The following is a 19908-nucleotide window of genomic DNA, read 5'->3' as shown; positions in this document are numbered from 1 at the left end:
CGGCGGACAGAAGGTCGCCTGGGGTAAAACGACCTTTCACGGATCCGGAATGGGGCGGTTCAGGGTCCGAGCCTATGCGTTGGCGAGCGGCGGCTTTACCGCGGCCCCACGCGTTCGCTGCATCCATGCCGGATATTCGGGGGTGATTTTACTGACGGCTTCCAATTCGGCGACATCATCCGCACTGAGCGTGATTTCTGACGCCCCGACGCTGTCGTCGAGCTGCGCGACTGTTTTCGCACCGGCGATAACGCTTGTGACATGCGGCTGATGCAGCAGCCAAGCCAGCGCAATCCTTGCAACGCTGACGCCTTTGTCGGCGCCGATGCGTTCCATCACATCGATCACGTCATAAGCCCGATCCATGGCGACCGGCGGAAAATCGAACGTGGTCCGCCGGCTGCCTTCCTCGCCCTGCTTGCCGCGGCCGAACTTGCCGCTAAGTAGCCCGCCTGCAAGCGGACTCCAAACCAGAAGGCCGAGTTTTTCGGCCTTGACGAGGGGAACGATGTCCCGCTCGATATCGCGACCTGCGAGCGTGTAGTAGTTTTGCGAGGTGGCGATCTTCGCGATCTGAAGGCGCTCACTGTGGCCAATGGCCCGCGCCATTTGCCAGGCCGCCCAGTTCGACACGCCGACATAACGAACAAGACCCTGCTGGACCAGCGCATCCAACGCGGACAGGCTTTCTTCGATCGGCGTTACGGTATCGAAGTTATGAAGCTGGTAGAGATCGATGTGATCGATCTGCAGTCGCCTCAGACTGGCTTTGACGCTGTCGAAGATGTGGCCCCGGGAATTGCCGGCGTCGTTTGGCCCCTGGCCCATGGGTCCGCAGACCTTGGTCGCGATGACCACATCCTCCCGCCGGACCCCCAGGTTTTTGAGTGACCGGCCAATCATCTCCTCCGATGTGCCACTCGAATAGATGTCGGCAGTATCGATAAAGTTGATCCCGTGCTCGATCGTGCGGGCGATCAGAGCCTGAGCGTCGTCTTGCTGGACGTTGCCCATATTGGCCCAGATCCCCTTGCCGCCGAACGTCATCGTGCCCAGGCAAAGCTCGGAGACGAAGAGGCCTGTATATCCGAGTGTGTTGAATTTCATGACGAGGGTGTCCTGCAGGAGTGGCTGGTTGCGAACCCGCTGCGGCGCGTCCACGCCGCAGCGAACATCGATCAGGCGATACCGCCATTCGCGAAGATGTTTTGACCGTCGATCCACGCCCCGTCCTGCGAGCAGAGAAGGCCGATGACATTGGCGATATCTTCCGGCTGGCCCAGCCGACGGAGCGGGGTAGCCTCTGGTATGCCTCGAAGTGCCTCTTCCCCATGCTGGCGCAGAAGCTGAGTGTCGACGGCGCCCGGCGATATCGCGTTCACCGAGATGTTGCGGCCGCCTAGTTCCTTTGCGAGAACGTTTGAATAGATCTCCTGCGCTGCCTTGGTTGCAGCGTAGGCTGCCGTAGCGGGAGGGCTCATCTTGATGATGCTTGAGCTGAGGCTGATAATCCGGCCGCCGTCGCGAACGCGGCGCGACGCCTCGCGCAGAACATTGAAGCTTCCTTTGATGTTGGTGGCCATCATCCGGTCAAAGGCCTCGTCGGTCATCTGAGCGAAAGGACCGACGTTCATGATGCCGGCGTTATTGACGACGATGTCGACGCCGCCGAAGGCTTCATCATTGGCGTCGAAAAGAGCTTTGACTGCAGCTGGATCCGCAACGTCCCCCTGGCGAACGATGGCGCGACCGCCAGCTGCCTCGATGTCGCGAACGACCGCTTCGGCAAGATCCCGGTTCGTCAGATAGTTCACCGTTACGGCGTACCCGTCCCGCGCCAGGCGTCGGGCTGTCGCGGCGCCAATGCCGCGGGAAGAGCCAGTGACGACCGCGCCACGCTTGTCATTTGGTTGGGCGATAGCGCCAGTATCGGACGATTGGGCCGATGCAACACTCGTCATGGCGAGAGCTGAAGGAACAGCGGCGGCCAGAGCCAGAAACGAGCGGCGAGAATTATCGGTATCGGACATCGTAGTATCTCCTCTGAAAAAGTTTCTGGATGCTGCAGACTTCGTCCGCAGCCGCGTTTCGCGCTCAGCGCTGGCGAAGGGAATTCGCGATACGCTGGTTGGTGATCAGGTAGACAAGGCCTGCCACAGCGCTTGCCAGTGGCACGATCAACAAGCCGAGCCCTAGGCCATTGGGAATGTCGGCCGCCGTGGCCGCATCACTGACGATGCCGACGATCAAGGGGCCGAGTGCCGGGCCGGCAAGACCGGAACCGATCATAACGAGGCTGGTCGCCTGTGCCTGACGCCCAGGACCGGCGATAAGATGCGCGGCGCCGAAACCCCACGGCAACATGAACGAAAACGACAGCATCCCGGGCACAAAGAGCGCAATAGACATCCAGCCGGTCGGTGCAAACAGCGCGGCAGTCGTCGTTACACTGGCGATCAGAAACAGAATTGCCGGGGGGCCGAGCACCTTTCCGGTGCCTGAGCGAACAGCGTGGTCGAACCAGCGTCCACCGCCCAATGTCCCGATGATCCCCATCAACCCTTGCAACATGCCGAACGAAACGCCGACCTCTGTCGCGGTAAAACCATGAGTGCGGATCAGAAACGGTATGGAGAAGGCATAGAACGGCGCACCTGCGAAGCCCAGGAAAATGGCGCCCGCGAACAACGAGCGGAAGGCCGGTGAGGATAACAGGTGGAGACTGGTTCGCAGGAAGGGTTCGTTGCGAGCGGCTTTGCCGTGAAGCGGTGGCGTGGGACCGGCGACAAAAATTGTTAGCAACCCGATCAAGATGCCGATGGCTCCAGCACCCATCAAAACGACGCGCCATCCGAAAACATCTGCAATCGCGCCGCCTGCGGCAAAGCCCACCATGGTGCCCAACGGGATGCCCATTGCGAACAGACCAATAGCCAAGCCGCGTCGCTCCGGGCCAATTTTGCGGACGATGAGAGCATGACCGGCCGGAACCGCTCCAGCCTCCCCGAATGCGACGCCAAAGCGTGTAAGGGCAAGGAACATGAAACTGGCGGCGAAACCGCCGAGCGTCGTCATGACGCTCCAGATCAGAACGCAGGACACCAGGACGAACCGGGGTGATCCCCGATCTGCTGCTCGGGCAAGCGGCAATGAGAGAAGTGCGTAGCAAACCGCGAAGGCGAGGCCCGTAATGAGGCCCATCTCAGTGTCGGTCAGCCGTAGGTCTGCTTTGATTTTCTCTGCCAGGATGAACGGAAGTATCCGATCGATCTGCGAGAACGCGTTGATCAGCAGAAGCACGATGCATATAGCGGCCATCCGCAGGCCTCTGACGTATTCCCGGCTGGAGGCAGCGGGCGGCGCTCGTGTCTCTGAACGGTCTATTGACCGGGCGACAATTTCTGTCATCTTGAGGTCACTCCTCGCTTGGTTGCACCCTTAAGCTAGATGGAGTGTCCAATGACCAGAATGCCCGAACCTTCAAGAAACTTGCCTATTCCTGCAGGAGAGGCGATGATGCCGGCGAGGAGCCACGTATTGCAGTGGCCCCTGAAACAGCCGGAGCCTCGCTTGAATACCCCATTGCTCTCAGCCGTCACCGCCTACATCGAAGATCAGGGTGGAGGTCAAGGCCTGTTCCCAACGGCCATCGAAGGCTTCAACATCGTCCGTTCGTTTCAATCGATGATGCCGATGAGGAACATCTACCGGCCGTCGCTCTGCGTCGTGCTGGAAGGGGCGAAGGAGTTGCGGTTCGGCGATGAACATCTCAACTACCGCAGCATGGAATGCCTGGTCGTCAGTGTCGGCCTTCCAGCGACCGGAAGGATCGTGGAGGCCAGCACTACAACGCCCTATGTCGGCGTCATGATCGACTTCGACGTGGCAACCGTGCGGGAAGTTCTCGAACAGTTGGATACACCGCCAGCACAGTCCGACGCGACCGGTCCATGCGCTTTTATCGCCAAAGTTGATCAGCCACTCGCCGATTGCATTCTCCGCCTGGTGCGACTGCTGGAAACGCCGAAGGCTATACCGATCCTGGCGCCGTCGATCGTGCGCGAGATTTGCTATTGGCTGCTGAGCGGCCCGCATGGCGGCGAGATCTGCAAACTTGCTTGCCCGGAATCAAACATCGAGCGTGTGGTCAGGGCCGTAGCCCTTTTGCACACCAACTTCGCCGAAACTTTGCGCGTCGATAAGTTGGCTGATGTCGCGAGGATGAGCCCGTCTTCGTTTCACCAGCACTTCAAGGCACTGACCTCGATGACGCCGCTCCAGTTCCAGAAGCAACTCCGCCTGCTGGAGGCGCGTCGCCTCATGGTGACGAAAGCCGCTAACGTTGCCGAGGCGGCCTACAAGGTGGGGTATGAGAGCGCGTCGCAGTTCAGCCGAGAGTATTCAAGAACCTTTGGCATTGCGCCTAAACAGGACGCTTTGCATCAACAGCGCCTCCACAACGAATACGCCAGCCGGACCGTGCGATCCGCGTAATCCCGTCAAGAAGCAGTTTGAGCCTAAGGCAAAAAAGAGTCGATCATAGCCGTAAGCCTACTTCCCGGCGCCAATCGGTCATCCAAACGGGCAATCGATGTCCATTACAAAGAGATTTCGACTGGATGGCTCTATAACAACTAGGTCTTCGGTTCACATCCCCTCAAGAGCTCCGATCGTGTAGGGCAGGGTCACCGGTTCTAATCCGGTCAAAGAGCCATTGCGTTTGCGGTTTCACACGGAACCGGCCCGCTACTGAGGGCCTGGGCAAGACCTGCGTCAATCACCCGAAGATACCGCAGAGTGTTTGCCGACCACGATCCCGTTCAGCTCCGTTCGAAGTGAGGCTACGTTTGCTGCTCCGTTCAGGTTCGAGAACTCCTGCTGGGCCGCAAGCCACAGGGGCGATGCCATTTGGTGTAGGAGACGGCCTTCAGACGTCAGCTCGATGACCCGGTAGCGGCCATCGGTCGGGGAGGGCTTCATGGAGACGAAGCCGTCTCTCTCCAGGAAACCGACCATTTTGCCCATTGCCGTACGTTCGACGTCGAGGCGTTCGGCCAACGCGTTGACGGTCGCGCTTCCGACCTCGGCCAGAGCGGCGAGGATGAGGAATTGCGTGATCTTCAGGCCGACAGGTTCGAGATGGGAATCGTACAGGCGGGTGATCTGTCGGCTCGCCTTACGCATGGCGTTGCAATTGCACTGGTCGATCCCCAGAGGCTGATTGGCCGACAACATTTTGGTTCCTTTCATATCTATTCTCCGGGGCGTCTTCACGCTTGCTGCAGAAGACGCCCGTCTATCGCGAAGTCTTAGAACAATCCCGGCGGGGGCGTGATGTAGCCGGGGACTTCGTCCGCCAAGGTGCTCTTTAACCGAACCGTGCCCTTGTCGGCCATGATCTCGCTCTTTCCGGCGGCAAGCGCGTCATAGGTCTGGATTGCCACGTCCGTCGGGCTGGTCTTCGGCACGTCGATACCGTTCGTCAAATCCGTGTCCAGGAAGCCGACATGAAGACCAAGCACCTGGATGCCGCGGTCCGCAAGGTGGAACCGTAGCTGGTTCGTATAGCTCCAGGCGGCGGCCTTGGACGCGGCGTAGGGCGTCAGGTAGGGTCGTGCCAGCCATACGATATCAGAAAGGACGTTGATAATGGCGGCATGGGGCACCTTGGACAGGCCAGGCTCGAACGCCTGTGTGACCCGCGCCAAGCCATAGTAATTGGTGTCGAACAACGCCTTCGACTGCGCCTCGAAATCGGCCGCCAAGGGATTGTCGATCAGCGCGGCAATACCAGCGTTGTTGATCAGGATCGTTGTATCTGCTGCAGCCTCGGCTGCGGCGGCGACCGACGTCGGATCGGTGACGTCGATGCGGACTGGCACGACGCCGGGTTCGTCGAAGCCATTTGTGTTGGGCATGCCTGCGTAGACCTTCTGCGCTCCGCGCCGGACGGCGTCGCGGGCGAAGGCCAGACCCAGGCCGCGATTTGCACCTGTAATGAAGACCGTTGCGTTGTTGATTTCCATGACACGTCGCCTTGTTAGGTAGGTGGCCGATCCGCTACTCCGGCGGTGGCCAATGAGTTGTTGGATTCAGAGGAAAAGCTGCTCGGGCAACTGACCGGATAGCGCGCTTTTGAGGTGGCCGGCGAGCGACACGACGGCATGGACCGGGGCCATATGGACGCTTACGCGCGGTATGGAGCCATCCGGGTGGCGATCGATGATGACGGCCGCATTCAGGCGTTCACCGCTGGTCAATAGCGCTTCATATTCCAGAAGCGTCCGCGAACCGACGGACTCCATAAAGGTCGGGGTTTGCTCGGCGTAGAAAGTGCCGACGGCATCTACGACACGCCGGATTTCGTCCCGACCGATCACCGGTCCACGCAGCACGGAACTGATCAGTTCCGCTTCTGCAGTCAGGTCGTCGAGGAACGGATGGCGTTCTTGATGAGTGCTCGACATAGACGTTACTCCTGCTTTCGCCCTCACTGGAAGGCCTCACGGTTCTTGGCGATGAATTCCGCAACGGTGAGGGCAGGCGTTCCCGTGACGCGCTCGACGACGTCGTTGGTGCCGGAGAAGATGCCCTCGCGGTAGTTCTGGGCGACCTCCACAAGGTGCTGCACCAGAAACGGCGGGAACTTGTAGAGCGTCTCCATCTTGTCCTTAAAGGTTTCGATGGAGGTCGGCGCGTATTCGATCTTGGCTCCTAGAACATCGCTCATCGTCGCGGCGATCTCGGCGTGGTTCATTTCGACGGGGCCGTGAAGGGTATAAACCTTGCCTCCATGGCCTTCCGGCTTCGCCAGCAGGTGGGCGATCACGCGGCCTTGGTCAACCGAGCTGATCGGTGCATGACGGCCGTTCTCGAACGGAAACTCGATCTTCTTAGACGCCCAGATCTCCCTTGCAAAATGCGGATAGACGAGCCAATCGGCGAAGAAGGTGGGACGCAGATGCGTGGTCGCGACGCCCGACCAGTCGAAGACGCGCTCCGAAATCCAATGATCCTGCGCTGCATGGCTGGTGGATTCTCGACGCGCCGAGATCTGCGACATGTTTACGATCGCGGAGACACCCGCTTCCTTCGCCGCCTGCGCAAAATAGGCCGCGGCGCCGAGAATTCCCGGCGCGATGGGGTGCAGAAAGTATGCAGACCGAATGCCCTCCATGGCCACACGGATGTCATCGATGTCGGTGAAGTCGCCGACCGCGACTTCGACGCCGCGCTCTCGCAGGGCTTTCGCGCGGTCGTCGTCCGAGCGAATATAGGCTCGAACCTTTCTTCCCATTTTAAGGAGCTCGTCGATCGCGGCGCCGCCGGTCCGTCCGGTTGCACCACTTACCAGGATGTCAGTCTCGATCATTGCCATATCTCCTTTGATGAGGGCATATGCTCGTAATATCGCACAAGTAGGAGCATATGCTTTCATTGTCAAGGTAGACTTATCTGCGAATGCTTTCGGGTTGGTTCTCCCGAATGACGACTTTTTCTCGGTCGGGGCCTTACTACGTCATAAAGTAAAGCTATCGCCAACGTGGAAGACGATTGGAAGTATTAAGTCCCTATCCGGTCTGAGATTTAGCTTGTACTGCCGATATAACTACAGGGTCGAAGGTCTGAATTCTTTCAAGGCGACCAAGCTGCAGGTGTCCGACCCGTGAGAATGGCCGTCCCAGCGCGTTTGCTGACTGCGTCCCGTTGCGGCGACCGCCACGCCCCTATTATTCTGAGGACAGCCAGAAAATTGGAGACCAAACACAGTGGGAGCTAGATCCCCACCAAATATGCGCTCGTAAAAATCGCCCCGCAAGACGCGGGGCGCAAGTGAGCGTACATGGAAAGGCGGACGTTAACGAATAATCGCGATCACATCCGCGCGCAAAACGCAACGATCCAGAAAAAGTTCCAGCTATGTCTATGCAATTTGAACTGAAATAAATTCCCAGCGAGAGAGGGCATCACCTCCATTTGAAAAGATGCTGGCTATGCTCGGATCGTGGTTCGAAGACGGCCGCAAATTGACGCTCGACAGATCCACCTTGCGCTCGGCGACCGGTTAACGCTGGTTTGCGACGCTCCGCAAGGCTGGCCTCGCCAGATAGGCCGTCAGGCCGATGGCGAGACAGCCTCCTGTGAAGAACAAGATGATTTGAAACGTGGCGGAGGGTCCACCTTCATTTTGGGCAATCCATCCAAATACAGCCGACGAGATCGCAACTCCGAAAAACACAAGGGTGTTGAGAAAGCCCAGCAAAAGGCCTCTATGTTTGGAAGGTGCGAGTTCCTGCGCTTCGGCCATAACCAGGGGATGGAGGTTGCCGATTGAATAAAGCAGGCAGATCAGAGCGACGGCGGCGACAATACTGGAACCGGGCGAGACGCCCATTGCGAAGGCGGCGATCGTCGCCGCGGCCATCCCAGCCGTCACGATGCTTCGCGTTGACACTCTGGATACGAGCGCGGGTATGGCAAAGGACGTCCCTATGCCGACGGCGCTCACGATCGTCAGCGCGAAACCTGAAACGCGCTGATCCGCCGAGAACACGCCGGACAGGTAAGGGGTCGCCCAAGCATTGCGAAAAGTCCCTCCGAGCGACAGGGTTAGGCATATTGGCAAGAGGTAGACTAAGCCCGCTGGCCTGCTCTCAGTCGCCTCTTCCGATTGTCCTTCTTGTGGAGGTGGTCCCATTTGAAAGGCGACGCCAGCAGCACAAAGCGCCATTGCTGACGCTGCAACAAGCATCGCCCCGCGCCACCCGAAGACTTCAGAAAGCCAAACCATAGGCGACGCCGAAAAAAGGGCGCCGAGGGAGCCAACAGCACTGACGGCGGCTATCTTTTTCCGCGCGGCCACCCCGTCGCCAAGACTTCCGAACTGATAGACCACTCCCATGAAGATCGGCGCGCATCCCGCGCCCAGGACCGCCTGACCGGCAACAAGCTGTCCGGCCGTTCCTGCCATGGCGACCAACGCGGCCCCCATGGCGCCGACGATCATTAAAACAGTCATAGGCGTTCCTGCGCCGAAGCGGTCGAAGGCTGAGCCCAGTGGCATCTGCAGCAGCCCGAACGAAATGAAGAACGCCGACGCCGCGTATCCATAGCGGCTGGGGTCAAGATCGATGTCGGCAGCGACCATCGGACCGACCACACCGAAATAGCTGCGAAAGAACATGCTCATCAGAAAGGCGAGAGCGAGGACGAAGAACTGCTTCCTGTCGTTGTGCATCAAACAGCCGCCGTTTCGGTGCGATTGGTTCCGAACCGACGCCGCCAAGCGCCCCTAACTCTTGCGGATCGTTCTCTCAAATTATTCCTCAGCGTCGGAATACGTTTTGAATTGCAGTTTCTGAAGCGATGCGTCCACCGACAGGACGAACCCTGTCGGCGCGTAGTCAACAGTGACCTCCCCGAAGGCGGAGAGACTGGAGTTGATGAGTCTGCAGCCGAACCCCTTCTTATTCGGCGCTTCGACCGCGGGCCCCCCGACCTCCCGCCAACGGAAGTTCAGGCGCTTGTCGCCCGCCTGGCCGCGCACAGACCAATCGATTTCGACTGTCCCGGTCTCTCCCGAAAGCGCACCATACTTGTTGGCGTTGGTGACAAGTTCGTGCAGCACGAGGGAGAAGCAAAGAGCCGCCTGTGGACCCAATTCAACTGCAGGACCGCTTGCTTTGAACCGTTCCGACGTCTCCAGTCCGAGATTGATAGCCGTCGCCTCGACAATCGCCGCCATGGTGGCGCCCAGCCAATTCCGCTGTAGCAATATTTCGTGCGCTTTCGCATAAGCACCGATCCGTGCGGATATCGCCTGTTCCGCATCCTCGATAGAGCTGGCGTTTCGGAAGGATTGACTGGTGATAGCCTGAACGACGGTCAGGGTATTCTTCATGCGGTGAGAGAGTTCGTGCATCAGGACGCGCTGTCGCTCCTCGTTTTCTCTCTGCTCTGTCTGATCTCTCAGAATCTTCACGAAGCCCTCGACTTCGCCGTTATCCGTCGTCAATGCCATCATCTGACCCGACGCCCAAAACAACGAGCCATCCTTGCGAACGTGCCAGCGCTCATCATTGCCATGACCTTCGGTCAAAGCAGCGGTCATTTCCCGTTGAAGAATCCCCGCCTGCCGGTCTTCCTCGGTGAAAATTACGGCAGCGGGCTTGCCGATAATCTCAGCCTCATCCCATCCGAGGATCCGTCGCGCGCCCTCATTCCAGGTGGTCACTAGACCATCCAGATCTGTCGAGATGATCGCATACTCGATCGCGCTTTGGAGGATGGCTTCGAGAAAGCGCTCTCGGGAGCGACTGGAGTTGGAAAAGAGTTTCATGATCATATGACGGCCCGATCCTTCCCGGGGCCCGCAAGAAAAAAGGCCTCATCCTGTTTCTAGGACGCCGCCTGACATTGGGGACGGCGCTGGCATTTGCAATGGGTTACTCGATGGTTCTGACGGTCCTTGAATGATCGGCTATCCCTAACAATATCATTTCATCAGGACCATTGGTGGCATGAAAGGAGGAAAAAATGCCGCAGAACGATGTTCCATGGACCCGGCCGGTAAGAATCCGGCTGCAGTGCGGGTTGGAGCGCACTTTCACGGGCGCATACGGCGCCTTGGACTTTCTCGAAAACGAATGGCCGTGCGTCACGGAGAGCGCCACGAGCGAGCGGTGAAGACGTGCCGTGGCGCCCTCAACGGCACCACCGCCGGCATTATCGCGCGGGAGGCCTTCGTGGCCGCCTGCCTGGAAGCCGGTATGCCGTCCGTTCTCGTTCCGTGGCAGAGAAAGCCGACCGCGCATCCGGCTCGGCCGGGGCGCCTTGCCGTCATCTAGGGTATCAGTGACGACCTCGCCTCATCGGAGGCGAGGTCCGGCATAGCGCCTTCGCCGGCCGCGCTATCGTCGGCTCCGTCGCGCCGGTCTGCGACGACAACGTGGTGCCAGGCTGGCCTGCCTAAGCACTTGGGAAATCTAGGACAGCCGATCAGAGTACCGAGACATTCTCAGCCTTCGACTTTCCGGTCTTGCGGTCTTGTCCAATCTCGAAGCTGACTTTATCGCCTTCGCGGAGCGAACCGCCGCGTTGCAAGGCAGAGACGTGAACAAACACATCCTGTCCGCCGCCCTCAGGCGTGATGAAACCGAAGCCCTTGTCGTCGTTGAAGAATTTAACCGTTCCCGTTGGCATAAGAGCCTCCTGTTTCGTCCGTCCGGATTGCGAAGCGGACGCTACAGCGCCAGCGCTGGACGATCAATGGCGAGCATATAGATGACTGCTTCTGGAAGTCGATGGCGCGAATGATTGTGATTGCGACTTCTTCGCTGGAGATCGGTCGTCACAACAGGGAAATAGACCACCCGCCCGTTGGCAGCTTACCTCAATGAATTGTCTCCGGCTGCTTCTTCGTATGCGAAACGTCATCGAGCGTCGCCATCAGCTTTTCGAATTCGCTTAAGACACGATTTAACTCGGCGTCCTGCATGCCGACGATTTCTGGGATCGTCGAGGACACGGAGGCAATGAGGGTGTCGATCCAAACGCAATACTCGGCCGGCACGTTTCCGAGCGCGCGTCGATGTGCTGTCAGCTCGTCGAAGATGCGAACGATGAGGACTCCTCTGTCCGTCCTGCTCAAGAACGGGAGCCTAGTCCGCGCCTGCTGGATTTCTGTTATCAGCGTCGTTGCCATCCCTGATCTCCAACCTCTGATACAATCGGGTATCACAACAGGAGTTCAGTTCAATCGGATTCAGCGAGAGCGGCATGTTCGGTCTCCGGCGCTCCTGACATGGCGAGATAGGCGCCACTCAGCATTACGATGATGCCGATCACATCCATCACTGTGATCCGCTCACCGAAGACAGCAGCGCCAAGGGCGACAGCGATGACCGGTGAAACGAAGGCATAGCTGCCGGCGCGAGATGCGCCGATATCCCGCAGCAGGCGCATGAAGGTCATGTAGCCGATCAGCGAGCCAAAGATCACAAGGAAGAACCAGCCGAGCCAGGCAATCATGCCCCAGTCGCCGGAAAGGGCGGAAACTGCCCCCGGTTCGAAAGCCAGGGCTACCATCAGCAGCACGATGCCTCCAACCAAAGTCGTCACCCCTGAAACGAACAAGGCCGGATAGGTTCGCAGAAGTGGACGGGCCAACACCGAGCCGTAACCATAGGTGAAGGCCGCTGATGCAACCGCCAATCCGCCCCATAGGCTCGCGCTTGGGAAGGCTTCAGGCAGACTTACATAGGCGGAAGCCGGCCAGAAAAGGACGACCAGTCCACAGACCCCCAGAGCGATCGCGAAGATCCGCCGGCCATCCAATGTCTCCTCGCTTAGCAGGAGAGCAAACACCAGCAGTGCGATCGGAGTGAGCGACATTTCCAGAACGGCGGCAGTCCCGGAATTGATATACTGCATGCCCCAGAACAATGGGCCGTAGCAAAGTGTGATCATTAGCATACTGACGGCGGTGAACCGAATGCCATCTCTCACCTTCAGCCCCGCCATGTTCCCATTCGCCCAAGCGTAGAGAAGAAGCAACATACCGGCGGCGGTGAACCGCGTGCCGGCAAACAGAAGAGGCGGGACGGCTTGGATGCCCGCCTTCGTTCCGATCCAGGTGCTCCCCCAGATCATGCACAGCATCAGAAAGCGCAGCTGATTTTTGTTGACGCCGGTGGGCATGAGGGTTCCGATCTTTGTAACGAGTAAAATATATTTATATCGTTACAACTCGCCCTTGTTCAAATCGTTCCATAGAACGATATTCAAGTCATGGACACGCAAAAGACGATCGATGACATCAGCCTTCTTGGCGGTCATCCGGCACTCGACTTCGTCAACACGGTCGATAGTCGCGGTGAACGTTGGGGGCCGGATTTCCTGAATGGCTACGATGACCTCGTGGCCTGGGCCCGTCGTCTCGATCTGATCGACGACAAAGAACGCGATACCTTACTGGCCAAGGCTGGCGGGTCGCCGTCCGACGCGAAAAAGGAACTCGGAGAAGCGAAGGAATTGCGGGAGGCTCTCAACCGCCTGTTCCTGTCCGAATTTGATGAAAGCCCGATCAGCCGGGACGATCTCGAGCTTGTTGCCGGGATGGCCCGACATGCGCAATCGCAACAATCACTGGGCTGCGTTGGAGGCAGGATCCAGTGGCGTCGGATGGATGCCAAAGACTTGGATGCAATCAGCACCCGTGTCGCCCAATCAGCTGCCGAACTGCTGACATCGCGAGACGGACGCCGTCCAGTGCGCGCGTGTCAAGGTCCAAATTGCGGCTGGCTTTTTCTGGATCAATCTCGTGGCGGCCACAGGCGATGGTGCTCGGACAAAACCTGCGGATCGCATGCCAGAGTGCGCAAGTTTCGGGCTGTCCAAGCCAGTTGATCACGCCAGGCTGACCGGCCAATTTCGTCTTCGTCAGCGCGCGCCAGACGGGTTACATGCACCCGCTGACGGCGAAGATCGCCGCGGTATCCTGACCGTGAGGCTCGTCAGGGCTTGAGCTTCACAAGCTGCTCCCCGCTTCCGGCGTCCCAGATCGTCAGGTCGACGACAAAATCTCCCCTCTTCGATATCAGGTCGAGCAAGGCTGCGGCGAGCCGTCCCGCGCAGATCGGATTGGTCGCAAGATCGAGGGTTTCATTGCTCGTCAGCGCCAACCGAAATGAAAGGTCACCGTCTTCCAGGGAAGAAAATGGAGTGGCACTGTCGAATTCAAGATAGGCGTCCGCTTCGCCATCGGCAGAAGGCCGACGACTTTCGAAGGCTCGGTGAAATTCACTCTTTTGTTCAGCGGACAGCATTGTGAATCATTTCCTCCATCGCGATGTGACGATCGTCTTGGCGCTCTCGAGCTCGTCGTCTTCCGGGATCACGTATTCGTCCCTGCCTCGCCAATGCGTCGCCGCAAAGTAAAACGCGCAGTGGTCGTGAGCGAGGCAAACGGCGGCATCGTACTATCGGAATCGCCCGAATCTCCTCAATACATGAAGATTTATTCTGGAATCGGCCGTTCGAGTGGAACGCAACATGGCAGGTGAAGGTTCACTCTTTTTAGAGACGTCTCGCGGGGGAGCCCGCTGACGTTCGAGCGTTTGTCGGCGAAGATTCATCCGGCCGACCGCGACAGAGTACGATCCGCCTTTGTCGCCACCCGAGTGATAGCCGGTCCAGGATATTAACGGAAGCCTCCGACGTCGGTTGGATTTCCGCTCGCGGTCAGGGCAACGACGCCGGTATTGTCGCCCGAATGATGTCCGGAATATTTTGGATGTTACCGGTCGCAAACAAGCGGAAGAGGGGCACGAGCTGCTCACCGGCGAAATGAGCCACCGCGTCAAGAATCTCTTGGCACTCGCTTCCGGTCTTACCGCTATCACCTCCCGATCGACGGCGTCGCAGGAGGAGATGGTCAGCCAGCTCACGCAACGCCTGGCGGCCCTTGCACGTGCCCACGACCTCGTCCGTCCGCTCAAGGGCGGGCAGGGGAATGCTGTCCTTCTTGGAGATCTGTTCACCATTCTACTCGCACCCTACGACGACGAAGGCGCGTTTGCGGGGCGCATTCGCGTAGCAGTTCCTCGGATGGGCGTTGGCGAGTCGTCGGCGACGAGCCTTGCACTCGTCATTCATGAGCTGGCCACCAACTCACTCAAGTACGGCGCGCTCTGGGTGGAAACGGGGACTTTAGACGTGTCCGGCGTTCTGGCGGAAGGTGAGGTCGAAATCGCCTGGAGCGAGCAGGGCAGCCCCGTTGTCGACCGCCCGCAAGTTCCGATGGCTATGGCAGCAAACTTCTCCATCGCGCGGTCACCAGTCAGCTCGACGGTTCGTTCTGCTACGACTGGACCCCGAGCGGGGTGATCGTCGTGCTTCGATTAAGGGAAAACCGGTTGTCAGTGTGAGCGCCCTATTAGGGCTTCCTCCGTCGCCGCCCGTCGTTCGCTGCCCGATTGACGTCACTCGGCGGCTTGACGGAGAGGGTACTCTTCTGGGAGCTCCGCTGGAGCGATGATCTCGAAGTCCGCGGGCATGGCGTGCTGATCGGTTCCCACGAGCGCCAGCGTCCAGTAAGCGGGATCGTCCCCGAAGACCGTGGAAACCTGAACGATCGTTGTTCGTCCGTCGAAGTACTTCGAGGACTTCGCCCAGTAAAACGCATCCGGAACCAAACTTGCTGCAACCATGACGCCTACCCCCATGACCTGTGAACGATAGCAGAAATCCTGGAAATGAGAATGCCTCAGCTTGCCCAGGTCGCATCGGGTGGAACGATCACCCGTCGCACGACGACCTTCCGGCGACCTTAGTCCGATACGCCAGCGTACGGGCCGCACGACCCTTCCCCAATAATCAATTGCTCGCCGCAGGGAGATCCGACATGTCGCAGCTGCGCCGCGGTCCCTCCAATGGTTGATACGTATTGCCTTCCGGTCGATACGACTTTGTAGCGAGCGGCGCACAGGGCTGCCGCCTCAGCATTCACTTTCGAGCCGACGCCGCCGTCGGCACCGATCAATGATGGGCGCGGTGCTCCGCGTTCCGTTTCCGGGTCGCAGCCGCTTTCTTTGCCGAAGCCGAACGGTCCGCTGCCGACCGCGACGCTGCCGCCTTGCCGCCCTTCTCGCCGCCTTTGTGGGCGGCCGGATGACCGGTATGCTTGCCTTGCCCGGAACCGCCGGCCTTCTTGCCGCCGCCATCATCCTTGTTGACGGTCGCCCAGGCCCGGCGCTCGGCTTCGTTCTCGGACACGCCACGGTCTTCGTAGCTTTCGGCGATATGGTCAGCCTTGCGTTCCTGCTTGTCGGTGTACTTGGACTTGTCACCACGGGGCATGACATTTCCTCCTTCGTTGATCATCAGGACGAACGACAACGCAAAAAGTTTGTTCCGAGCCGGTGGCGTCACAGGAACAAAGGGATGAAACCAGCGTTCGCAGACAGTCATTCCCCATGCAATTCGCAAAAACCATAGGTGTCATTATGAGCGACAAGACCTCCTTGAACGATCCGCGCACGCTTTATCCAGCCCCGCCTTTCCCAGACCAGCCGCAAGAGGCGCCCGGCCTCGCCCGCAAGATGGATCCCACGCCGGATCACGGCGAGAAGAGTTATCGCGGGTCGGGAAAGCTCACAGGTCGGAAGGCACTCGTCACCGGCGGAGATTCTGGCATCGGCCGTGCCGCGGCAATCGCGTTTGCCCGTGAGGGGGCCGACGTCGCCATTGCCTATCTTCCGGATGAAGAGGCGGACGCAAGGGAAGTGATCGGCCTTATCGAAGTCGAGGGCCGCAAGGCGATCGCTCTTCCGGGTGACATCACAGAGGAGGCATGGTGCCGGCAACTGGTCGACGAGGCGGTCTCTGGTCTTGGCGGTCTCGATATCCTTGTTATCAATGCGGGCCGCCAGCAGTACCGCGAAAAGATCGAAGAGTTGTCTACGGAAGATTTCGACAAAACGATGAAGACCAATCTCTATGCGCTGCACTGGATCGCGCAGGCCGCCGTGCCCCATATGCCGGCGGGATCTGCGGTGATAACAACAGCCTCTATCCAAGCTTATCAGCCGTCACCGATCTTGCTGGACTATGCCACGACGAAGGCCGGTATCGTTGCCTATACGAAGGCCCTCGCCAAGCAGCTGATCGAGCGTGGCATCCGCGCCAATGTCATCGCACCCGGACCGGTCTGGACGGTTCTCCAGCCGAGTGGCGGGCAGCCAGACGAGAAGGTGAAGAACTTCGGCAAGGACAGCGACTTTGGCCGGCCCGGCCAGCCGGTCGAGCTGGCGCCCGTCTTTGTGCTCCTCGCCTCTCACGAAGCTAGCTTCATCAACGGTGAGGTCTATGGTGTTACCGGCGGTAAGGGCATCGCCTGATCGAGAAGGCTTGCGCGAAGTTCAGGCTAATGCGGCCGTTGATGAGCGGGATTGAGCTGGTGGCAGGAGCCGAAAACGAGCAAATTTTTTTCTGCCGCTACTTTTGAATCCGAAATTCTCAAAAACCAAATCGATTGCCGCCAGCCGCTGATAAAGGGCTGGCCTTGCTGGAGGCGCCGTCTTTCGGCGCTTCCGTATCCATGTTGCTTCAACGAGGATATGGCTATGGCAACATCTTACGACTATGCACCGCTGTTCGTTCCAGCGTCGGCTTCGACCGGGTTTTCAATCTTCTGGAAAACGCCCAGCGCGCCCGCTCGATCAGCGACTGGCCGCCCTATGACATTGTCAAGACCGGTGACGACACCTACCGGATTTCGATCGCGGTCGCGGGCTTCATCCAGGACGAACTCGACATCACCTTCCAATCCAATCTACTGACGGTCACCGGCAAAAAGCAGGAGACGGCAACAGATGGCTACCTGCATCGCGGCATTGCCGGCCGGCCGTTCGAGCACCGGTTCGAACTCGCCGACCATGTCAGAGTGAACGGGGCGGATCTCAGCAACGGACTCCTGTCGATCGATCTGGTTCGCGAGATCGCCGAGGCCCTGAAGCCGCGCAAGATCTCGATCGAGAGCGCTCCTGGTTTGATGTCTGCTGCTCCCGCGCAGATCGAAGAGCACAAGGCGGCTTAACCACATTGTCCGCTCAAAAAGGGCGCCGTCACTACGGCGCCCATCAACATTCCGGGTTGGGAAGGAGAGAGCGATGAAACCCGATATGTTTAGACAGCCTGTTTCCATTCTCGTCGGCCTTGGTTTCCCAGCAGAGATTCGCAGCGTCATGGATGCCTACCGGCATCTTTCCGAGTGGCCGACATCACTCAGGGACAGCGCGCATGCGATTGCCCTGAAGGCCTGCAGTGCGGCACTGTCTGGCGAGATTGAAGCAGAAACCGCGCGTGGCGTGTTTTTGGCCTTCGCCGAGAAACACGATCTGCTGGCGCCGGAAACCAATATGATCGCGGCCTCACGCCTGCGGCGTGACCGGGATCCACACGTACAGTGAGGTGGCCCGATGTCCACCGTTCGAGTTCACACTGTTTCGTCCCTACATGACGATGCCACGGAGCCGGTCGATCCCTCAGGGCGGCTGGACGTGTGGGACTTTTACCGTTGCCGCGTTTTGTCGCACACGGCAACACGACAGCCTTCGGCATGCGGTTCTTCTACGCTCGACATCCTGTTCCCTGCTGCTAATCGTCATCCGCCCAGCGCCCGATTCATCAACAAGCTGCTGGTCACGCCGCAGGAACAAGTGCCGCCACTCTCTGTAGCGCTCGCTTGACTGCCGGTCTGGCATCTATTTGGCCGTACCAGCGAGCAATATTTGGGCTGTTTTCAAAGTCGATACCGGCAAACTCCCGCCGCCAAAGCCAGCCGAAGTGTACGATGTCGGCTATCGTAAATACGTCGCCGGTGACAAACTGGCGCTCCCCAAGCAAACCTTCGAGCACGGCCAGCACGCGTTCCGATTCCGATTGAAAACGAGCGATCGCGAGGGGGATTTGTTCAGCCGCCTGGCGCTTGAAGAAACCAAGCTGCCCGAAAGCCGGACCCACACTGGTCAAGTGGAAGAACATCTGTTCAAAGACCCGGACACGGCCGACGCCTTCTCGGGGAAGCAACTTTCCCGTCTTCTCTGCAAGGTAGACCAAGATTGCGCCGGACTCACTAATCGTAATGGGGCTTCGATCGAAGCCTTCGCTGTCAACCATAATTGGCACCTTTCCGTTTGGGTTGATTGCGAGATAATCGGGAAGCTTCTGCTCGCCCTTGCGCACGTTGACTGGCTTCAGTTTGTAAGCAAGGCCAAGCTCCTCGAGAGCGATAGGCACGCGGATGCTGTTGGGTGTCGAGAAGGCGTAAACTCCAATCATTTTGGTTTCCAAGCTTGGCGGTTGCGTTGAAGCGACCTGGCGCCGTGTGCCAGACGGTTCATATGTGCGCGCATTGACTTGACTGCGAAACTGATGACGCCGACATATACGTCATTCCAAGGAGGAATGAATATGAATCGGTTGGCCGCGATGGACGCTTTTGTTCGTGTCGTTGACACTGGTTCTTTCACGAGCGCTGCACGGCAACTTCGCGTGGGACAGCCTGCCGTTTCCAAGATGATAGCTCAGCTTGAAGAACGGGTGGGCGTCAGACTTCTTCTGCGGACCACCCAAGGCCTCACCCCAACAGAAGCCGGCGAGACTTTCTATGAGCATTCAAAACGCGCAATTGAGGAAGCGGATGAGGCCGAGGCTAAAGCAAGAGGCTCCAGTGCGACGCTTAGTGGGCGGCTGCGAATTAGCGGTGCCGTTACCTTCGTCCGACTTTACGTTGTCCCACGCCTGCCGAAATTCCTCGCAATACATCCCAATCTCGATATCGAGGTGCATATGGACGACCGCAACGTCGATCTGGTGGAAGCAGGAATCGATATCGCCTTGCGGATGGGCGACCTGCAGGATTCGTCGCTGACGGCACGAAAAATTGGTCAAAGTCCTCGGAGCGTCATCGCCTCGCCAGAGTATCTGAGCCGTGCTGGAGTGCCCACATCTCTTGAGGAACTCGCGTCGCATGAAGCAATCATTTATGATCTACGCAGTGGCGGTGCCGTCTGGAACTTTACCAAAGGTTCAACTCGGAGCACTGTGACCATCGGCGGGCGCATTCGGCTGACGGCGGCGGAGGGGGTGCGTGAAGCGGTCTTTGCCGCGATGGGGCTGGCCGTTGCTTCTGATTGGATGTTTGGACCTGAACTCGCCTCGGGGAAGGTTCAACGTGTTTTGCAGGATTGGGAACTTCCGCCCGTCGATCTATGGGCAGTCCTTCCAAGCGGACGCGCAGCGACGACAAAAGCACGAACCTTTGCCGACTTTATCAGGCGAGAACTTGCAGCCGAGTTCCGCGGTGAGCATCTTGACGAAGGCACTTAACGCGGGCGGCAGTCGCCG

Annotated in this window: 21 protein-coding genes and 4 pseudogenes; 8 read left to right on the top strand and 17 right to left on the bottom strand. The window is 58.8% G+C overall.

Features of this window, described 5'->3' with window-relative positions; translation table 11 throughout:
* Positions 1-72 precede the first annotated feature (72 nt).
* The 3 genes from U5G49_RS31760 to U5G49_RS31750 form a co-directional block, all read right to left on the bottom strand.
* Positions 73-1107, bottom strand: a complete 1035-nt coding sequence (locus U5G49_RS31760) for an aldo/keto reductase (protein ID WP_193443083.1) — start codon at positions 1105-1107, stop codon at positions 73-75.
* 71 nt (positions 1108-1178) lie between these two features.
* The gene (locus U5G49_RS31755; RefSeq protein ID WP_193443081.1) at positions 1179-2030 is read right to left on the bottom strand and encodes an SDR family oxidoreductase; all 852 of its coding nucleotides are present in this window, start codon (positions 2028-2030) and stop codon (positions 1179-1181) included.
* 64 nt (positions 2031-2094) lie between these two features.
* Entirely contained in the window at positions 2095-3408 is a 1314-nt protein-coding gene (locus U5G49_RS31750; protein ID WP_193443079.1) for an MFS transporter, read from the bottom strand.
* A 108-nt stretch (positions 3409-3516) separates the two neighbouring features.
* On the opposite strand from U5G49_RS31750, the gene U5G49_RS31745 reads away from it, so the two are divergent.
* Positions 3517-4494: an AraC family transcriptional regulator gene (locus tag U5G49_RS31745; protein WP_210262115.1), complete on the top strand. Its 978-nt coding sequence runs from the start codon at positions 3517-3519 to the stop codon at positions 4492-4494.
* A 279-nt stretch (positions 4495-4773) separates the two neighbouring features.
* On the opposite strand, the gene U5G49_RS31740 is transcribed toward U5G49_RS31745, so the two are convergent.
* The 6 genes from U5G49_RS31740 to U5G49_RS31715 form a co-directional block, all read right to left on the bottom strand.
* Positions 4774-5235 carry a MarR family winged helix-turn-helix transcriptional regulator gene (locus U5G49_RS31740; protein WP_193443199.1) on the bottom strand — a complete coding sequence of 154 codons (462 nt, stop codon included), beginning with the start codon at positions 5233-5235 and terminating at the stop codon, positions 4774-4776.
* A 74-nt stretch (positions 5236-5309) separates the two neighbouring features.
* Positions 5310-6026 (bottom strand): SDR family oxidoreductase, encoded by a 717-nt coding sequence (locus tag U5G49_RS31735; protein ID WP_193443077.1) that lies wholly within the window; start codon positions 6024-6026, stop codon positions 5310-5312.
* Between the two features lie 66 nt (positions 6027-6092).
* Positions 6093-6467 carry a hypothetical protein gene (locus tag U5G49_RS31730; protein WP_193443075.1) on the bottom strand — a complete coding sequence of 125 codons (375 nt, stop codon included), beginning with the start codon at positions 6465-6467 and terminating at the stop codon, positions 6093-6095.
* Positions 6468-6490: 23 nt separating this feature from the next.
* Positions 6491-7372 (bottom strand): NmrA family NAD(P)-binding protein, encoded by an 882-nt coding sequence (locus U5G49_RS31725; RefSeq protein ID WP_193443072.1) that lies wholly within the window; start codon positions 7370-7372, stop codon positions 6491-6493.
* Positions 7373-8065: 693 nt separating this feature from the next.
* Positions 8066-9238, bottom strand: a complete 1173-nt coding sequence (locus tag U5G49_RS31720) for an MFS transporter (protein WP_193443070.1) — start codon at positions 9236-9238, stop codon at positions 8066-8068.
* Positions 9239-9319: 81 nt separating this feature from the next.
* Entirely contained in the window at positions 9320-10345 is a 1026-nt protein-coding gene (locus tag U5G49_RS31715; protein ID WP_193443068.1) for a sensor histidine kinase, read from the bottom strand.
* A 191-nt stretch (positions 10346-10536) separates the two neighbouring features.
* On the opposite strand from U5G49_RS31715, the pseudogene U5G49_RS31710 reads away from it, so the two are divergent.
* Positions 10537-10847: pseudogene (locus U5G49_RS31710) on the top strand (DUF982 domain-containing protein).
* A 151-nt stretch (positions 10848-10998) separates the two neighbouring features.
* Here U5G49_RS31710 and U5G49_RS31705 read toward each other — a convergent pair.
* The 3 genes from U5G49_RS31705 to U5G49_RS31695 all read right to left on the bottom strand — a co-directional run bounded on the left by U5G49_RS31705 (position 10999) and on the right by U5G49_RS31695 (position 12699).
* Entirely contained in the window at positions 10999-11202 is a 204-nt protein-coding gene (locus tag U5G49_RS31705; RefSeq protein ID WP_193443066.1) for a cold-shock protein, read from the bottom strand.
* Positions 11203-11392: 190 nt separating this feature from the next.
* Positions 11393-11704 (bottom strand): hypothetical protein, encoded by a 312-nt coding sequence (locus tag U5G49_RS31700; protein WP_193443064.1) that lies wholly within the window; start codon positions 11702-11704, stop codon positions 11393-11395.
* A gap of 50 nt (positions 11705-11754) precedes the next feature.
* On the bottom strand, positions 11755-12699 hold the full coding sequence (locus U5G49_RS31695; protein WP_193443062.1) for a DMT family transporter: 945 nt from the start codon (positions 12697-12699) through the stop codon (positions 11755-11757).
* A 90-nt stretch (positions 12700-12789) separates the two neighbouring features.
* On the opposite strand from U5G49_RS31695, the gene U5G49_RS31690 reads away from it, so the two are divergent.
* On the top strand, positions 12790-13407 hold the full coding sequence (locus tag U5G49_RS31690; RefSeq protein ID WP_322790948.1) for a CGNR zinc finger domain-containing protein: 618 nt from the start codon (positions 12790-12792) through the stop codon (positions 13405-13407).
* 107 nt (positions 13408-13514) lie between these two features.
* Here U5G49_RS31690 and U5G49_RS31685 read toward each other — a convergent pair whose 3' ends face one another.
* The gene (locus U5G49_RS31685) at positions 13515-13826 is read right to left on the bottom strand and encodes a hypothetical protein (RefSeq protein WP_284199527.1); all 312 of its coding nucleotides are present in this window, start codon (positions 13824-13826) and stop codon (positions 13515-13517) included.
* Between the two features lie 273 nt (positions 13827-14099).
* Between U5G49_RS31685 and U5G49_RS31680 the strand changes: the two are divergent.
* A pseudogene (locus U5G49_RS31680) lies at positions 14100-14927 on the top strand (sensor histidine kinase); the annotation flags it as partial.
* A gap of 54 nt (positions 14928-14981) precedes the next feature.
* On the opposite strand, the gene U5G49_RS31675 reads toward U5G49_RS31680, so the two are convergent.
* The 3 genes and pseudogenes from U5G49_RS31675 to U5G49_RS31665 all read right to left on the bottom strand — a co-directional run bounded on the left by U5G49_RS31675 (position 14982) and on the right by U5G49_RS31665 (position 15858).
* Complete coding sequence (locus U5G49_RS31675) at positions 14982-15209, bottom strand: hypothetical protein (RefSeq protein WP_193444892.1); 228 nt, start codon at positions 15207-15209, stop codon at positions 14982-14984.
* Positions 15210-15375: 166 nt separating this feature from the next.
* Positions 15376-15532, bottom strand: a pseudogene (locus tag U5G49_RS31670) (BA14K family protein); the annotation flags it as partial.
* A gap of 5 nt (positions 15533-15537) precedes the next feature.
* Entirely contained in the window at positions 15538-15858 is a 321-nt protein-coding gene (locus U5G49_RS31665) for a plasmid stabilization protein (protein ID WP_284199526.1), read from the bottom strand.
* Between the two features lie 146 nt (positions 15859-16004).
* On the opposite strand from U5G49_RS31665, the gene U5G49_RS31660 reads away from it, so the two are divergent.
* The 3 genes and pseudogenes from U5G49_RS31660 to U5G49_RS31650 all read left to right on the top strand — a co-directional run bounded on the left by U5G49_RS31660 (position 16005) and on the right by U5G49_RS31650 (position 17969).
* Positions 16005-16898 (top strand): SDR family oxidoreductase, encoded by an 894-nt coding sequence (locus tag U5G49_RS31660; protein ID WP_193444241.1) that lies wholly within the window; start codon positions 16005-16007, stop codon positions 16896-16898.
* 225 nt (positions 16899-17123) lie between these two features.
* Positions 17124-17596, top strand: a pseudogene (locus tag U5G49_RS31655) (Hsp20 family protein).
* Positions 17597-17669: 73 nt separating this feature from the next.
* Entirely contained in the window at positions 17670-17969 is a 300-nt protein-coding gene (locus U5G49_RS31650; RefSeq protein ID WP_193444240.1) for a DUF982 domain-containing protein, read from the top strand.
* Positions 17970-18201: 232 nt separating this feature from the next.
* Here the strand turns inward: U5G49_RS31650 and U5G49_RS31645 are convergent, their stop codons facing one another.
* Positions 18202-18840: a glutathione S-transferase family protein gene (locus U5G49_RS31645; protein ID WP_322790947.1), complete on the bottom strand. Its 639-nt coding sequence runs from the start codon at positions 18838-18840 to the stop codon at positions 18202-18204.
* A 132-nt stretch (positions 18841-18972) separates the two neighbouring features.
* Here U5G49_RS31645 and U5G49_RS31640 point away from each other — a divergent pair, with 132 nt between their 5' ends.
* Positions 18973-19890, top strand: coding sequence for a LysR family transcriptional regulator (locus tag U5G49_RS31640; protein ID WP_193445444.1), 918 nt, complete (start codon positions 18973-18975; stop codon positions 19888-19890).
* Positions 19891-19908: the final 18 nt, after the last annotated feature.

This window comes from Rhizobium indigoferae (assembly GCF_034554815.1).
GTDB classification, from domain to species: Bacteria; Pseudomonadota; Alphaproteobacteria; order Rhizobiales; family Rhizobiaceae; genus Rhizobium; species Rhizobium leguminosarum.
This window is presented reverse-complemented; position numbering and strand designations above follow the sequence as displayed.

Bases quoted from the DNA above. Each gene is read 5' to 3' on its own strand.
- U5G49_RS31685 (WP_284199527.1), bottom strand. From the start codon at position 13,826: ATGCTGTCCGCTGAACAAAAGAGTGAATTTCACCGAGCCTTCGAAAGT.
- U5G49_RS31700 (WP_193443064.1), bottom strand. From the start codon at position 11,704: ATGGCAACGACGCTGATAACAGAAATCCAGCAGGCGCGGACTAGGCTC.
- U5G49_RS31745 (WP_210262115.1), top strand. From the start codon at position 3,517: ATGCCGGCGAGGAGCCACGTATTGCAGTGGCCCCTGAAACAGCCGGAG.
- U5G49_RS31675 (WP_193444892.1), bottom strand. From the start codon at position 15,209: ATGGTTGCAGCAAGTTTGGTTCCGGATGCGTTTTACTGGGCGAAGTCC.
- U5G49_RS31645 (WP_322790947.1), bottom strand. From the start codon at position 18,840: ATGATTGGAGTTTACGCCTTCTCGACACCCAACAGCATCCGCGTGCCT.
- U5G49_RS31665 (WP_284199526.1), bottom strand. From the start codon at position 15,858: ATGCCCCGTGGTGACAAGTCCAAGTACACCGACAAGCAGGAACGCAAG.
- U5G49_RS31705 (WP_193443066.1), bottom strand. From the start codon at position 11,202: ATGCCAACGGGAACGGTTAAATTCTTCAACGACGACAAGGGCTTCGGT.
- U5G49_RS31725 (WP_193443072.1), bottom strand. From the start codon at position 7,372: ATGATCGAGACTGACATCCTGGTAAGTGGTGCAACCGGACGGACCGGC.
- U5G49_RS31720 (WP_193443070.1), bottom strand. From the start codon at position 9,238: ATGCACAACGACAGGAAGCAGTTCTTCGTCCTCGCTCTCGCCTTTCTG.
- U5G49_RS31735 (WP_193443077.1), bottom strand. From the start codon at position 6,026: ATGGAAATCAACAACGCAACGGTCTTCATTACAGGTGCAAATCGCGGC.
- U5G49_RS31760 (WP_193443083.1), bottom strand. From the start codon at position 1,107: ATGAAATTCAACACACTCGGATATACAGGCCTCTTCGTCTCCGAGCTT.
- U5G49_RS31715 (WP_193443068.1), bottom strand. From the start codon at position 10,345: ATGATCATGAAACTCTTTTCCAACTCCAGTCGCTCCCGAGAGCGCTTT.
- U5G49_RS31650 (WP_193444240.1), top strand. From the start codon at position 17,670: ATGAAACCCGATATGTTTAGACAGCCTGTTTCCATTCTCGTCGGCCTT.
- U5G49_RS31750 (WP_193443079.1), bottom strand. From the start codon at position 3,408: ATGACAGAAATTGTCGCCCGGTCAATAGACCGTTCAGAGACACGAGCG.
- U5G49_RS31690 (WP_322790948.1), top strand. From the start codon at position 12,790: ATGGACACGCAAAAGACGATCGATGACATCAGCCTTCTTGGCGGTCAT.
- U5G49_RS31695 (WP_193443062.1), bottom strand. From the start codon at position 12,699: ATGCCCACCGGCGTCAACAAAAATCAGCTGCGCTTTCTGATGCTGTGC.
- U5G49_RS31730 (WP_193443075.1), bottom strand. From the start codon at position 6,467: ATGTCGAGCACTCATCAAGAACGCCATCCGTTCCTCGACGACCTGACT.
- U5G49_RS31640 (WP_193445444.1), top strand. From the start codon at position 18,973: ATGAATCGGTTGGCCGCGATGGACGCTTTTGTTCGTGTCGTTGACACT.
- U5G49_RS31660 (WP_193444241.1), top strand. From the start codon at position 16,005: ATGAGCGACAAGACCTCCTTGAACGATCCGCGCACGCTTTATCCAGCC.
- U5G49_RS31755 (WP_193443081.1), bottom strand. From the start codon at position 2,030: ATGTCCGATACCGATAATTCTCGCCGCTCGTTTCTGGCTCTGGCCGCC.
- U5G49_RS31740 (WP_193443199.1), bottom strand. From the start codon at position 5,235: ATGTTGTCGGCCAATCAGCCTCTGGGGATCGACCAGTGCAATTGCAAC.